Below are 14,097 nucleotides of genomic sequence, written 5' to 3'. Positions count from 1 at the left end.
GCTCGACGGGGCCGGAGGCCGGCCCGAGTACGTCAGTCACGCGAGGACTCCTCTCGCAGGGAGCCGACCGTCACGCCCGGTGCGAGCCTGTCCGGCGCGGGGCGCAGCGCGATCAGGGCCGCCCGTCCCTTCCGGCATTCGGCGAGGCTCCGGTCCAGCGCGGCGGCGAACTCCCCGGTGCGGGTGACGGTCTCGCCGTGCGCGCCGAACGCCTCGGCGTACGCGGCGAAGTCGGGGTTGACCAGGCCGGTGCCGCTGACCCGCCCGGGGTAGTGCATCTCCTGGTGCTTGCGGATCGTGCCGTACGTGCCGTTGTCGACGACGAGGATCAGCGGCGATCCGCCCTCGGCCGTCGCCGTCGCCAGCTCCTGCCCGTTCATCAGGAAGCAGCCGTCGCCCGCGACCGAGACCACCTGGCGGGCGGGGTGCGCCACGCTGGCGGCGACCGCGGCCGGGATGCCGTAGCCCATCGACCCGTTGCGCGGGGCGAGTTGCCGCATGCCCTCCCGGTAGCCGACGAACCGCTGCGCCCACAGCGCGTGGTTGCCCGCGCCGAAGGTGACGACGGCGTCCGCGTCCAGACGCCCGTCCAGCTCGGCGAAGACGGCGCCCAGGTCGAGCGGTTCGTCGTCGTGGACGGTGCGGCGGTGGTCGAGATGGGCCGCCCGGTCGGCGGCGGTGAGGTCCCTCCACGGCACGGGGCTTGCGGGCCGGGAGCCGGCGACCGCGCGGCCGAACGCCTCGGGCGAGGCGAGCAGCGCGAGTTCGGCGCAGTGCTGCGAGCCGGGAGGCTGCGACTCCGGCAGCACCTGGACGATGTGCCGGGCGCCGCCGGCCGCGTCGTGCGGGTCCAGCAGCGTGTAGCCGTCGGTGGCGACGTCGCCGGGCGCCTCCCCCACGCAGATGACCAGGTCGGCGCTGTCGAGCCGCCGGGCCAGCGCGTCGGAGCGCCCGTATCCCAGAGCGCCCGCGAAGACCTCGCACTCCTCGGGCACGAGGTCCTGGCAGCGGAAGCCGACGGCCAGCGGAAGCGACCAGGTCTCCGCCCACGCGCGTACGTCCGCGCGTGCCGCGTCCGTCCAACGGCTTCCGCCCAGCAGCACCAGCGGCCGCTCGGCCCGGTCCAGCAGCGCGGTGAGCCGGTCGAGCTGCTCAGGGGAGACCGCCCCCTCGGGCACCGGGAGCGGGACCGCGTCCGGCACCCGCGCCGTGTCGGTGAGCATGTCCTCCGGGAGGCCCAGCACCACGGGCCCCGGACGTCCGCCTGCCGCCACGGCGAAGGCGCGGGCGACGAACTCCGGCAGCCGGGCCGCGTCGTCGACGGTCTCGACGAGCTTCGCCGACGCCCCGAACGTGCCCCTCAGGTCGAGTTCCTGGAACGCCTGGCGGTGCCGGTGGGCGCGCGGCACCAGGCCGACGAAGAGCACGAGCGGCGTGGCGTCCTGGAACGCGGTGTGCAGCGCCACGAGCGCGTTCGACGCACCCGGACCGCGGGTGGTGAAGCAGACCCCGGGCCGGCCCGTGAGCTTGCCCGACGCCTCCGCCATGTAGGCGGCCCCGCCCTCCTGACGGCACACCACCATGCGCACGGAGGCGTCGTACAGGGCGTCCAGCGCGTCGAGATAGCTCTCGCCGGGGACTCCGTAGACGGTCTCCACACCGTGTGCGGCGAGCTGGTCGATCAGGATCCGCCCGCCGCTGCGCGCGGGGGGCCGGCCGCCGTCCGCGGCCGGGTCCCCGTCGGCCGCGCGCCCGTGCGCCGCGCGCTCTTGCGTCAGCTGCCGGCCGGTCATGCGATGGCCTTGGAGTTGGCGTGCTGCTTGCTCGGGTCGTGACCGAGGCGGCGCCGCAGCTGCGGACCCGCGAGGTACGAACCGCCCGTGGTGCAGGCCGCGATGAAGACGAGCAGGAGAGCGGCGCTCCACGACGCGCCGCCGGAGAGCCCCAGCAGCGAGGCGGCCACCAGCGGCACGAAGCCCGCGAGCACACCGGCCAGGTTGTACGACATCGCGACGGCGCTGTAGCGGAAGTTCTCCGGGAACATGCCGGAGACCACGGCGCCGATGGGCGCGTACGGGATGGAGATCGCGCCGATGCCCAGCGAGACGCCGAGGATCACCAGGGCGGTCTGCCCCGTGTCGACGAGCCAGAACGTGGGGAAGGCCGCGAGGACGGAGACGATGCCGCCGACGGTGCAGACCTTCCACGGTCCGGCCTTGTTGGCGATCCTGCCCGCCACGACGAGCACGACGATCTCGACGACCGAGCCGACGAGCGTGGCGTTGAGCATCACCGACTTGTCGACGCCGAGCTGTTCGGTGCCGTAGCTGATGATGAACGTCGTCAGCAGGAAGAAGCCGCCGATGCCGAGGAAGGCCGCGGCGATGCCGATGAGGATGCGTCCCCAGGTGCGGCGGAAGGCCTCCACGAGGGGCGCCGGCGGGGGCCCGTTCCGCTCGCTCTCCTCCATCATCGCCTTGAAGACCGGCGACTCCTCGATGCGCAGCCGCATGTACAGCGCGACGAACAGCAGCACGAACGCGAACAGGAACGGTATGCGCCAGCCCCACGAGTAGAAGGCGTCGTCATCGAGCATCCCCACCAGGGCGAACGCTCCGCTGGAGAGCAACGTGCCCACGGGAGAGCCGAGTTGGGGGACGGCTGAGTAGCTGCCGTGCTTCTCCTTCGGGGTGTGCTCCAGCGTCAGCAGCATGGCGCCGCTCCACTCGCCGCCCACCGAGATGCCCTGCAGGAACCGCAGCGTGGCCAGCAGCGCGGGCGCCCAGATGCCGATGGTGTCGTATCCGGGGAGGAGGCCGATGCAGCCCGTGGTGACGCCCATCAGCACCACGGTCGCGATGAGCGCCGTCTTCCGGCCCAGCCTGTCGCCGATGTGCCCGAAGATCGCCGCGCCGATGGGACGCGCCACGAAACCGACCGCGAAGGTGATGAACGAGGCGATGGTGCCCACGGCCGGGTCGAGGTCGGGGAAGAACAGCTTGTTGAACACGAGGGCGGCGGCCGTGCCGTAGAGGAAGTAGTCGTACCACTCCAGCGCGGTGCCGACGAACGCCGCGGAGAGCAGCCGCTTGATGTCCGCCGTGCGGACCGTGGTCCTGGGCGCCGGTGGCGGCGGTGGTTCCTTGCTGAGGGGCGTCTCGTGGGTCATGGGGTCTCCTCGGGGGACGGCGACCTCCCGCGCCGGGCGCGGGAGGTCCGGGGACAGGGTGTTGCTGCCGTGCGGCGGGGATCCGGGCCCCGGAGGACGGCTCCGCGGCCCGGGTGGGGAGTCCCTGCTGCGCGGGTCATCGGCGGACGACCAGACCGTGCGGGTCGTGGGCGGCTTCACCGCCGACGAGGGTGGCCAGTACGCCGGTCGAACCGATGTGCTCCGGTTCGGTTGCGAGGGGGTCCGCGTCGAGCACGGCCATGTCCGCGAGCAGCCCGGGCGTGAGGCTGCCGCGGCTGTGCGCGGTGCCGGTGGCCTGCGCGGACCCGACCGTCCAGGCGCGCAACGCGGTCCGCGCGGACACCCGCTCGTCCTCGACGAAGGGGGTGCCCGAGTCGGTCAGCCGCCTGACCATCGCCTCGATGGCCGGCAGCGGGGCTCCGGGGGCGACGGGGCGGTCGGAGGAGCCGGGCACGGTCAGCCCGACGTCCAGGAACGAGCGCATGCGGTACAGCCGTCCGGCGCGCTCCGGGCCGAGCGCCGCCGCCATCGCTTCGCCGAAGGCGGGCAGGAAGTTCAGCTGCGGCACGGGTACGACGCCTAGTCCGGCGAACCGTTTCAGCTGCTCGGGACGGACGATGCCGGCGTGCTCGACGCGGTGGATCACGCCGGTACGGGGGTGCTCGCGCTGCGCCCGTGCGTACGCGTCGAGGGCGAGATCCACGGCGCGGTCGCCGATGGCGTGGGCCGCCACGCTCCAGCCGCCGCGGTGGGCCGCGACGACGAGCTCGGTCATGGCGTCCGGGTCGTTCTGGAAGTAGCCGGTCCCCGGGGCGCCCCCGCCCGGGTGGCAGCCGCAGAAAGGCTCCGTCACAGCGGCGGTGCGTCCCAGCAGCGAACCGTCGAGGAAGATCTTCACCGGCCCGATGGAGAGCCTGTCGTCGCCGAGCCCCGTGCGCAGGCCCAGATCGAGACCCGCGGTGATCCCGTCGCCGGGATGCGCCGTGAGCGGGTGCAGCGCGTCGGACGCGACCATGACCTGGGCGCGGGCGTGCAGCCGTCCCGTGTCCGAAGCGAGCTGATAGGCGGCGAGTTCGACCGGTGTCTGCCCGATCCAGCCGCCGCCGATGCCGGCCTCGGTGAAGCTGGTGACGCCTTCGGCCAGGTACCTGCGGGTGGCCGCGTCCAGCGCGTCGGCGACGGTCTCGGCCGGGTACGGCAGGACCTGGTCCTGCACGAGGCGCTGAGCGGTCTCCTCCAGCAACCCGGTGGGGCGCCCGTCCCCGTCCCGGACGACCACGCCGCCTTCCGGCGCCTCGAAACCGGGGTCCAGGGCACCGGCCCTCGCCAGCACCTCCGAGCTGACGTAACAGGCGTGCCCGGAGGTGTGCTTGAGCCATACGGGCCGGCCGCCCCCGGCGCGGTCGAGCGCCTCGCGGTGCGGCGGCACCCCTCCCGCCTTGTGGTGGTCGAGACCGGCCCCCACGACCCAGGCGCCCTCGGGCAGGGTCCGTGCGTGCCGGGCGACGGCGTCGTAGACGTCGTCCAGGGACCGGGCCCCGGCGAGGTCGAGCTGGGAGAGGGTGAGCCCGAACCACGCCGTGTGGCAGTGCGCGTCGTGGAAGCCCGGCACCACGGTGGCGCCGTCCGCGTGCAGGACGCGGTCCGCCTCCAGCCCTTCGATCTCCTCGTCGAGACCGACGACGCGTCCGTGGAGGACGCCCAGGCTGCGGGCCGCCGGCCTGCCCCCGTCCATCGTGAGGACGTTCGCGTCCCGCACGATCAGGTCAAGGCGCATGAGTGGCACTCCCTCGTCGGCTTGTGCCGGCTCCGTCCGCTGCTCACCGCGGTCAGGCCAGGTGGTGGAGCTGGGCCAGCGGAAGTCCGGTGGCCGCCTCTGTCGTCGTGGGCGCACCGTCGACGAGGACGGGGCCGGGTTCGCGGGGAACCTCGACGACCGGCGTCGCGGTGTTGTGCAGCATGTCGGCCCGGCTGAGCCCGCGGCTGTCCCGCACCGGCGCGTAACGCAGGCCGCGCGGCAGGGAGTTGCGCGCCGCGGAGTCCGACAGCGCCTCCGCGCCGACGAACACGCGGGAGAGCTGCGAGGCGGCGTCGCCGAGGGCGCCGTAGTAGGGCCGGTAGCGGCGCGGCTGCGTCAGACGGGTCGAGCCCGAACCGGAACCGGTGTTCCCCCACGCCACGAAGCCGCTCTTGATGACGAGTTCGGGCTTCGTGCCGAACCAGGCCGGATGCCACAGCACGATGTCCGCGAGCTGCCCCGGCGCGACGCTGCCCACCTCGTGGGAGATGCCGTGCGCGACGGCCGGATTGAGCGTGATCTTGGCCAGGTAGCGCAGCACCCGCGCGTTGCCGGAGTGCTCGACTCCCGCCTCGCCGCTGCGCACCGCCTGCTGGTGGGCGAGCTGCCAGGTGCGCCGGACCGTCTCGGCGATGCGCCCCATGCCCATCGAGTCGGAGTTGACGATGCTGATGGCGCCCTGGTCGTGCAGGGCGTTCTCCGCCGCGATGGCGTGGGCGCGGATGCGTCCGCGGGAGACCTCGACGTCGCTGTCGATGTGGTGGTTCTGGCGGTGGACGGTCATCGTCATCGGGAAGAGCTCGTCGACGGTGTTGACCGTGTACGGAATGGTCGGAGTCGTCGACGAGGGCAGGATGTTGCCCTCGGAGAGGATCTGCAGCAGGTCGGGATGGCCTCCGCCTCCCTCGACGTGGTACGCGTGCACGGTGCGCCCGCGCGTCGCGCCGACGGTGTCGCGCAGGTAGCCGGACTCGTTCATCGAGTCCGTGTGCAGCGCGACGGGCAGGTCGGCCTGGTCTGCGGCGTCCAGGCAGGTGTCGACGATGCGGGGCGTCGCCCCGAAGTCCTCGTGGACCTTGAAGCCGCCGGCGCCCGCGAGCACGATCTCGTCGAGCTGCCTGCGCGAGCTGGACGAACCGCGGGCCAGGAACGCCACGTTGAGCGGCGTACCCCGCCAGGCGCTCATCAGGGTGTGCAGGTTGTGGGCGGGATTGCAGCCGATCTCCCACATGCCGCCGAGACCCATGCCCACGACGGTCGTCACTCCTGAGGACAGCGCCGCGGGAGCGATCTCGGGGGAGGAGAGGTGGACGTGGCTGTCGACGATGCCCGGAGTGGCCAGCAGTCCCTCGCCGGGCACCATCGAGGTGTGCGAGTCGACGGCGAAGTCGACGGGCATGACGTCCGGGTTTCCCACCCCGCCGACCGCCACGACACGGCCGTCCTTCACACCGATGTCCGTCTTCCGCACGCCCGCACGCGGGTCGAGCAGGACCACGTTGGTGATCACCAGATCGAGGGCCGACTCCCGGTCGGAACGGGGCGAGGCGAGCAGCCCGTCGCGCACGGTCTTCCCGCAGCCGCCCAGGAGCTCGTCGCCCGGACTTCCGTCGTCGTGCTCGACCTCCACCCACAGGCCGGTGTCGCCCAGCCGGATCCTGTCGCCGGTCGTGGGCCCGTAGAGGGCGTTGTACGTCCGCCGGTCGATCTCACGCGGCGCACGCTCGCCGCCGCTTCCGGGAGTGCTCATGGCCGGGCCTCCTTCTCCCCCTGGTCGTACGGGCCGGGCGCCTGCTCCGGCCGGACTCCCTCGTGACGGGTCTGCACGAGGTCGACCTCCCGCCCCGTGCCGGGCTCGAAGACGAGCGCCGTGCCCGCCGGGACGTCGAGCCGCATGCCCGCGGCCGCCTCGCGGTCGAACTCGAGGGCCGCGTTGGCCTCGACGAGGGGATAGTGCGAGGAGATGTAGACGGCCTGGTCCCCGGTGTTGCGCACGGTCAGGCGCAGCCGGCGGCGGCCCTCGTTGATGCGCACCGGGTCCGGCGCGGTGCGCACCGCGCCCGGTGCGGGCCCGGTGCCGCCGGCGGCGATCGGCTCGTCGACGGCGACGAGCGCCGTCCCGCTCGGGAAGAGGGCCTCGACCTGGACGGTGGGCACCATGGCGGGAACCCCGTCCAGCACGTCGTCCGCGGTGAGCACGGAGCGTCCCACCTGGATGACCTCGTCCATGCTGAGCCCGTCCCAGGCGGCCTCGAGCACTTCGTCGCAGATCAGCGCGATGGCTTCGGGCGCGTTGAGCCGGCGGCCGCGGCTGCGGCGCCGCCGGGCGAGTTCGGCAGCGGTGAACAGTTGAAGCCGCTCGTTCTCGCGGGGAGTCAGATGCACTGTCGGGCCTCCGGGGTCGACCGACTCGGCGGGGGGCGCAAGCGATCGCCCCAGCATTGCGCGAGTGGGGAGGCAGGCCAACGTTGAAGTATCGCGGGCTGAAGGTCCACCATTGTGCAGATGCACAGTCAGCCCGCACCGTCCCCCCGCGGACCCCGCGGACCCCGCGGACCCCGCGCCGCGGAACTCGCCGTCGAGTGCCTTCAGGAGCTCGACGTCCTCCTCGGCGACTGGATGGAGACCGTCCGCCCGCTGCGGGCCGAGTACGCCGGAGCCGTGCCCGACGAGGACTTCCGGGAGAGCGCCATCCAGGCCTTCGAGCTCCTGCTGCGCACGGTGGCGGAGCTGCCCGTGCCGGCGGAGCTGGCCGGCATCTCGGAGCGCATCGGCGAGCGGCGGGCCCGCCAGGGCGTACCGCTGGACTCGCTGCTCGCGGCGGCGCGGCTGGACTTCCGCGTGGTGTGGGCGGCGCTGGTCGCCAGGGCCGACGACGCGGACAAGGTGCAGCTCGTCGCCTCCGCCTACCACGTGTGGGAGGCCGTGGAAGCCCACGTCACCGGCATCATGACCGCGTACCAGCGGACGGTGCTGGAGATGGGCAGGCAGCGCGAGGACGAGCGCAGACTGTGGTTCGACCGGCTGCTGGAGACCGGCGGGCACAACCCGACAGTCGTGCGCGACGTGTCCCTGGCGCTCGGCTTCCAGGCCTCGGGACGCTTCCTGTGCGTCGCCGCCCTTCCGGAAGCCGGGGGCGCGCTCCACCGCGCGGCCGCCGCGCTGCGCTCCGCCGGCGCGACGCTCCAGCGCCACACGGTCTCCTCGGCGTCACTGCTGGCCGTGCAGCTGGGCCGGCGCGTGGGGGAGGAGGGCGTGCTGGGCATGCTGGAGGGCGTGCCGTGCGGACTCTCGCCGGTGGTCGAGGGCCTGGCGGACGTGCCCAGGGCGGTGGAGCTGGCCACCGCGACCGCGCGTGCGCTGCCGGAGCGGGCCGCGGGACCTCTCCGCCTGTCGGACGCGTGGCTCGAAGTGCTGGTGCAGCGCGCCGACCGCTTCGCCGGGTACCTGGCCGAGGACGTCCTGGGCGGCGTGTACCGGGACAGCGTCCCCGCCGCCGAGACGGAGCGGCTGCTGGAGACGGCCCGCGTCCACCTCGCCGGGAGCGGTTCGATTGCGGAGACCGCGGAAGCGCTCTACTGCCACCGCAACACCGTCCAGCAGCGCTTCACCCGTCTCTGCGAGCTGACGGGCCGCGACATCCGCCGGCCCGGGGACGCCGCACTGCTCGCCCTCGCCTTGCGCGCGCGGGAGCAGGGGGACAGGTAGGGACGGAGGACGGCCTTGAGGCTCAGACGTCGTCCGTCTGACATCGTCCGTCAGGTGTCAGATGTCAGGTGTCATCTGCCAGATGTCATCTGTCAGGCGTTGCCCGTCAGATGTCATCTGTCAGATGTCAGGCGTCGTCCGTCAGACGTCCGGGCCCCGACGTCGTCCGTCAGGTGCGAGGTGCCAGGTGCCAGGTGCCAGATGTCCGGTGCCCGGGGCTCAGACGTCGTCCTCGTCCTCGTCGTCGAGCCGTGCGAGCCACGTCGCGAGCCGCTCGACCGGGACCTCGAAATCGGGGTTGAGGTCCACGAACGCCCGGAACTGCTCGGCCAGCCACTCGAAGCTGACCTCTTCCTCGCCGCGCCGGCTCGTCAGCTCTTCGATGCCGCGGTCGGTGAAGTACACGGAGTGCTCCCGGGAGAAGGCCGATGTTGCGGCCCCCAGAATATGCGGGCGCACGCGGGGCCTGTCCGCGGGGCGGAGTGTGCGGGGCGGAGGCCGCGGACGGCGGCGCTTCCCGGCCGGCGCCCGGCCGGCGCAGGCATGAAGGAGGGAGAGACGCGCCCGACGGGAGGCGGATGCGTCTCTCCCCTCAGACGCCGGCCCTGGGACCGGCGCCCTGCCCCGCGAGCCCTCAGGGCCGCCGGACCGCCGCGGCGGGAACCGCGGAGCCGTGACGACCGCCGCCTACGGGGCTGTCCCGATCCGGGACGGAAGGGTCACGGAAGCGGAGCGGTCACGCCGCGTTCTTCATGCCCGACTTGGAGGACTTGCCGGAGCCCTTCTGCGCGCTGTCGGCCTCCTCGCCACCGTTGCCGTTCTCCTCGCCGCCGCCGTTGCCGGCGCCCCCCGGAAGTACGAGGTCCACGTGGATGTCGGGGTTGACGTTGGTGATGGTGTTGCCGATGCCCGTCTGGCAGAAGGTGGCGCGGTGGCCGTTGTTCTCCTGCGAGGCCGCGGCGGCGAGCGCCTCCTCGGCTTCGGCCTCGTTCCCCTGCAGCGTGTTGCCGCAGATGTTGGTCTGGGGGGACCCGCCGTTGCCGTGGTCCTTGGGGGCCGCCGAGGCAGTGGTGGCCGAGGCGCCGATCATCGCGGCGGCCAGAACGGCGAGAGCGGAGACCCTCAGTGATTTGCGCATGTTCTCTCCAATCTGGTTTCTCCCCACGGTGGGAGAACTAATGTGACTATTCCTCCCTATTTGTGACGGATGCAGTGATGCCACCGACTCGACCCTCACGCACCTCAATCTCATTCCGGTGGACTAATCACACAAATGGGCCGACGGGGGTCTGCGCGGTCAACGCCCTTGTCCCGCAAGGCGGTTGAGGCCCCGCCGACGGGTCTGGAGACGCGGAAGGGCCCCGCCGCCCCCGCTTCTGCGGGAGTGGCGGGGCCCTTCGGAGGGCTACGGGGTCACCCGTCGCCTCAGAGGTCGAAGACCTCCTGGATGAGCTGCTGCTGCTCCTCCTGGTGGCGCTTGCCGGAGCCGACGGCCGGCGAGGAGGACGACGGCCGGGAGACCCGGCGCAGCCGGTCCGCGTTGGGGACCGGGTCGGAGCCGATGATCAGGTCCAGGTGGTCGACCAGGTTGAGCGCGATGAACGGCCACGCACCCTGGTTGGCCGGCTCCTCCTGGGCCCACAGGAACTTCGACGCCCCGCTGTACTTGGCCATCTCCGCCTGGATCTCCTTGCCGGGCAGCGGGTAGAGCCGCTCCAGCCGGATGATCGCGGTGTCCGTCAGACCGCGCTTCTGCCGCTCGGCGTCCAGGTCGTAGTAGACCTTGCCGGAGCAGAAGACGACCTTGCGGACGTCGCCCGGGTCCACCGAGTCGTCGCCGATGACCGGACGGAACCCACCAGTGGTGAACTCCGAGGCCTTCGACGCCGCCGCCTTCAGCCGGAGCATCGACTTCGGGGTGAAGACGACCAGCGGCTTGTGGTGCGGGTTGTGGACCTGCCAGCGCAGCAGGTGGAAGTAGTTCGACGGCAGGGACGGCATCGCGACCGTCATGCTGTTCTGCGCGCACAGCTGGAGGAACCGCTCGATGCGGGCCGAGGAGTGGTCCGGGCCCTGGCCCTCGTAGCCGTGCGGGAGGAGCAGCGTCACGCCGGACGTCTGGTTCCACTTCTGCTCGGCGGAGGTGATGAACTCGTCGATCACGGTCTGCGCGCCGTTGGCGAAGTCGCCGAACTGCGCCTCCCACATCACCAGCGCCTCGGGGCGGGCCAGGGAGTAGCCGTACTCGAAGCCCATCGCCGCGTACTCGCTCAGCAGCGAGTCGTAGACGTTGTAGCGCGCCTGGTCGTCGGAGAGGTAGAGCAGCGGCGTGTAGTCGTGGCCGGTGTTCTGGTCGAGCAGAACGGCGTGGCGCTGGCCGAAGGTGCCGCGGCGGGAGTCCTGGCCGGCGAGGCGGACGGGTGTGCCCTCCATCAGCAGCGAGCCGATGGCCAGGGTCTCGCCCATGCCCCAGTCGATGGTGCCGTCCTCGATCATCGCCGCGCGCCGCTGGAGCTGCGGAAGCAGCCGCGGGTGCACGGTGACGTGGTCGGGGATGTTCACCTGCGACTCGGCGATCCGCTTGACGACCTCCTGGGTGACCCCCGTCTCGACGTGGACGGGGAACTCCGGCTCGGGCTGCGGGACTTCGGCCGGGGCGGGGGCGTCGGTGACGTCCCGGACCTCGGTGAAGACCTTCTCCAGCTGGCCCTGGAAGTCCTGCAGCGCCTGCTCCGCCTCCTCCAGCGTGATGTCGCCGCGGCCGATGAGGGACTCGGTGTAGAGCTTGCGCACCGAGCGCTTCTTGTCGACCAGGTTGTACATCAGCGGCTGCGTGAACTGCGGGTTGTCGGTCTCGTTGTGCCCGCGGCGCCGGTAGCAGATCAGGTCGATGACGACGTCCTTGTTGAACGCCTGGCGGTACTCGAAGGCCAGCCGCGCCACGCGGACCACGGCCTCCGGGTCGTCGCCGTTCACGTGGAAGATCGGAGCCTCGATCATCCGCGCGACGTCCGTGGAGTACATCGACGAGCGCGCCGACTCCGGAGCCGCCGTGAAGCCGACCTGGTTGTTGATGATGATGTGCACCGTGCCGCCGGTGCGGTAGCCGCGGAGCTGCGACATGTTGAGCGTCTCCGCCACGACGCCCTGGCCCGCGAAGGCCGCGTCGCCGTGCAGCTGGACGGGTAGGACGGTGAAGTCCGTGCCGCCCTTGCCGATGATGTCCTGCTTGGCGCGCGCGACGCCCTCGACGATCGGGTCGACGGCCTCCAGGTGCGACGGGTTGGCGGTGAGCGTGACCTTGATCTGCTCGCCGTCCAGCCCGGTGAAGGTGCCCTCGTTGCCCAGGTGGTACTTCACGTCGCCCGAGCCGTGCATCGACTTCGGGTCGAGGTTGCCCTCGAACTCGCGGAAGATCTGCGCGTAGGACTTGCCGACGATGTTGGCCAGCACGTTCAGCCGGCCGCGGTGGGCCATGCCGATCACGCACTCGTCCAGCCGCGACTCGGCGGCGGCGTCGAGAACAGCGTCCAGCATCGGGATGACGGACTCGCCGCCCTCCAGCGAGAAGCGCTTCTGCCCCACGTACTTGGTCTGCAGGAACGTCTCGAACGCCTCGGCGGCGTTCAGGCGGCGCAGGATCCGCAGCTGCTCGTCACGCTCCGGCTTGGAGTGCGGACGCTCGACGCGGTCCTGGATCCACTTGCGCTCCTTCGGGTCCTGGATGTGCATGTACTCGATGCCGGTGGTGCGGCAGTACGAGTCCCGCAGGACGCCGAGGATGTCGCGCAGCTTCATCATCGGCTTGTTGGCGAAGCCGCCGACCGCGAACTCCCGCTCCAGGTCCCACAGCGTGAGCCCGTGCTGGGTGATGTCGAGGTCGGGGTGCTTGCGCTGCTTGTACTCCAGCGGGTCGGTGTCGGCCATGATGTGGCCGCGCACCCGGTAGGAGTGGATCAGGTCGAAGACGCGTGCGGCCTTGGTGACATCGTCGTCGTGCGAGGCGTCGATGTCCTGGTTCCAGCGCACCGGCTCGTACGGGATGCGCAGCGCCTTGAAGATCTCGTCGTAGAAGCGCTCCTCGCCGAGCAGCAGCTTGCTGACGATGCGCAGGAACTCGCCCGAGGCGGCGCCCTGGATGACGCGGTGGTCGTACGTGCTGGTGAGCGTCATCACCTTGGAGACGCCGAGCCTGTTGAGCGTGTCCTGCGAGGTGCCCTGGAACTCCGCCGGGTACTCCATCGCGCCCACGCCGAGGATGAGGCCCTGACCGGGCATCAGCCGCGGCACCGAGTGGACGGTGCCGATGCCGCCCGGGTTGGTGAGCGAGCAGGTGACGCCGGAGAAGTCCTCCATCGTCAGCTTGTTCTGCCGGGCACGGCGGACGATGTCCTCGTACGCCTGCCAGAACTCGAAGAAGGTGAGGGTCTCGGCCTTCTTGATCGCGGCGACGACGAGCTGGCGGTCGCCGTTCGGCTTCACCAGGTCGATGGCCAGGCCGAGGTTCACGTGGTCGGGCTTGACCAGGGTCGGCTTGCCGTCCTTCTCCGTGAAGGAGTAGTTCATCGACGGCATCGCCTTCAGCGCCTGCACCATGGCGTAGCCGATCAGGTGCGTGAAGGACACCTTGCCGCCGCGGGCGCGCTTGAGGTGGTTGTTGATGACGATGCGGTTGTCGAACAGCAGCTTCACGGGGACCGCGCGCACCGACGTGGCGGTGGGCAGCTCCAGCGAGGCGTTCATGTTCTTCGCGACGGCCGCGGAGGGGCCGCGCATGGGCACGTACTCGGGCCCGGCCTGCTCCTCCGCCCCGGCGCCGTCCTTCGCGGCGGACCCGCCCTGGGGCGCCTTCGCGGGCGCGGCCTTCGCGGCGGGCTTCCCGGCGTCCTGCTCGGCGGCGGGCTTCGAGGCGGCCTTCGTGGCGGGCTTCGACGCCGGCTTCGATGCGGTGGCCGGCTTCGCCTGCGCAGGGGCCTTCGGCGCGGCCTGCGCGGCGGCCGGCTTCGCCGGGGCCGTCGGCTGCGCGGCGGACCCGGCACCCGAGGTGCCCGCAGCCGCGGCCGGTGAGGCGGCGGAGTCGGCCGTCGGCGTTCCGACGGCGCCCACGGCCTCGGAGCCCGGCTTGTAATCGGCGAAGAAGTCCCACCAGGCTCGGTCTACCGAGTTCGGGTCCTGGAGGTACTGCTGGTAGATCTCGTCGACGAGCCACTCGTTTGGCCCGAACACGGCGGCGGGATCGGATCCCTGACCGTCCTGCTGGGTCGAGACGCTCGAGCTGTTGGGGGACTGTGACGACACGGCGGCAACCGCCCTCTTCCGCGTTCCTTAGATGGTGGACAGCGGAAACAAAGGCTACGCCCCTACCGGCGTTACTTGCAGTCCGGCCGGGGTTGTCGTCGTG

9 protein-coding genes are annotated in these 14,097 nt (G+C 71.7%); 1 reads left to right on the top strand and 8 read right to left on the bottom strand.

All coding sequences use genetic code 11. The features are described 5' to 3' along the window. Window positions 1-32 precede the first annotated feature (32 nt). The 5 genes from H181DRAFT_RS03390 to H181DRAFT_RS03370 form a co-directional block, all read right to left on the bottom strand. Entirely contained in the window at window positions 33-1,793 is a 1,761-nt protein-coding gene (locus H181DRAFT_RS03390; RefSeq protein WP_078895460.1) for a thiamine pyrophosphate-dependent enzyme, read from the bottom strand. After that, entirely contained in the window at window positions 1,790-3,169 is a 1,380-nt protein-coding gene (locus tag H181DRAFT_RS03385) for an MFS transporter (RefSeq protein WP_045862690.1), read from the bottom strand. The genes H181DRAFT_RS03390 and H181DRAFT_RS03385 overlap by 4 nt, the downstream gene beginning before the upstream one ends. 136 nt (window positions 3,170-3,305) lie before the next feature. Continuing rightward, complete coding sequence (locus H181DRAFT_RS03380) at window positions 3,306-4,967, bottom strand: amidohydrolase (RefSeq protein ID WP_045862689.1); 1,662 nt, start codon at window positions 4,965-4,967, stop codon at window positions 3,306-3,308. 52 nt (window positions 4,968-5,019) lie between these two features. Beyond that, a complete protein-coding gene (locus H181DRAFT_RS03375) occupies window positions 5,020-6,738 on the bottom strand; it encodes an urease subunit alpha (protein WP_045862688.1) in 1,719 nt (572 codons plus the stop codon). Beyond that, window positions 6,735-7,373 carry an urease subunit gamma gene (locus tag H181DRAFT_RS03370; protein WP_045862687.1) on the bottom strand — a complete coding sequence of 213 codons (639 nt, stop codon included), beginning with the start codon at window positions 7,371-7,373 and terminating at the stop codon, window positions 6,735-6,737. The genes H181DRAFT_RS03375 and H181DRAFT_RS03370 overlap by 4 nt, the downstream gene beginning before the upstream one ends. A 120-nt stretch (window positions 7,374-7,493) precedes the next feature. Between H181DRAFT_RS03370 and H181DRAFT_RS03365 the strand changes: the two genes are divergently transcribed. Continuing rightward, complete coding sequence (locus H181DRAFT_RS03365) at window positions 7,494-8,696, top strand: PucR family transcriptional regulator (protein WP_045863033.1); 1,203 nt, start codon at window positions 7,494-7,496, stop codon at window positions 8,694-8,696. A 219-nt stretch (window positions 8,697-8,915) separates the two neighbouring features. On the opposite strand, the gene H181DRAFT_RS03360 is transcribed toward H181DRAFT_RS03365, so the two are convergent. The 3 genes from H181DRAFT_RS03360 to H181DRAFT_RS03350 all read right to left on the bottom strand — a co-directional run bounded on the left by H181DRAFT_RS03360 (window position 8,916) and on the right by H181DRAFT_RS03350 (window position 13,994). Then, entirely contained in the window at window positions 8,916-9,101 is a 186-nt protein-coding gene (locus H181DRAFT_RS03360) for a DUF6104 family protein (protein ID WP_045862686.1), read from the bottom strand. Between the two features lie 331 nt (window positions 9,102-9,432). Continuing rightward, complete coding sequence (locus H181DRAFT_RS03355; RefSeq protein ID WP_045862685.1) at window positions 9,433-9,834, bottom strand: hypothetical protein; 402 nt, start codon at window positions 9,832-9,834, stop codon at window positions 9,433-9,435. Window positions 9,835-10,121: 287 nt separating this feature from the next. Further along, entirely contained in the window at window positions 10,122-13,994 is a 3,873-nt protein-coding gene (locus tag H181DRAFT_RS03350; RefSeq protein ID WP_045862684.1) for a multifunctional oxoglutarate decarboxylase/oxoglutarate dehydrogenase thiamine pyrophosphate-binding subunit/dihydrolipoyllysine-residue succinyltransferase subunit, read from the bottom strand. Window positions 13,995-14,097 lie beyond the last annotated feature (103 nt).

It is taken from the genome of Streptomyces sp. WMMB 714, from assembly GCF_900090125.1.
Taxonomy (GTDB): Bacteria; Actinomycetota; Actinomycetes; order Streptomycetales; family Streptomycetaceae; genus Streptomyces; species Streptomyces daqingensis.
Note: the sequence above shows the minus strand (reverse complement) of the source record. Positions and strands in the feature narration are given on the sequence as shown.

Coding starts and splice junctions, on each gene's coding strand:
- H181DRAFT_RS03390 (WP_078895460.1), bottom strand. CDS start 1,793: ATGACCGGCCGGCAGCTGACGCAAGAGCGCGCGGCGCACGGGCGCGCG.
- H181DRAFT_RS03365 (WP_045863033.1), top strand. CDS start 7,494: ATGCACAGTCAGCCCGCACCGTCCCCCCGCGGACCCCGCGGACCCCGC.
- H181DRAFT_RS03355 (WP_045862685.1), bottom strand. CDS start 9,834: ATGCGCAAATCACTGAGGGTCTCCGCTCTCGCCGTTCTGGCCGCCGCG.
- H181DRAFT_RS03380 (WP_045862689.1), bottom strand. CDS start 4,967: ATGCGCCTTGACCTGATCGTGCGGGACGCGAACGTCCTCACGATGGAC.
- H181DRAFT_RS03385 (WP_045862690.1), bottom strand. CDS start 3,169: ATGACCCACGAGACGCCCCTCAGCAAGGAACCACCGCCGCCACCGGCG.
- H181DRAFT_RS03375 (WP_045862688.1), bottom strand. CDS start 6,738: ATGAGCACTCCCGGAAGCGGCGGCGAGCGTGCGCCGCGTGAGATCGAC.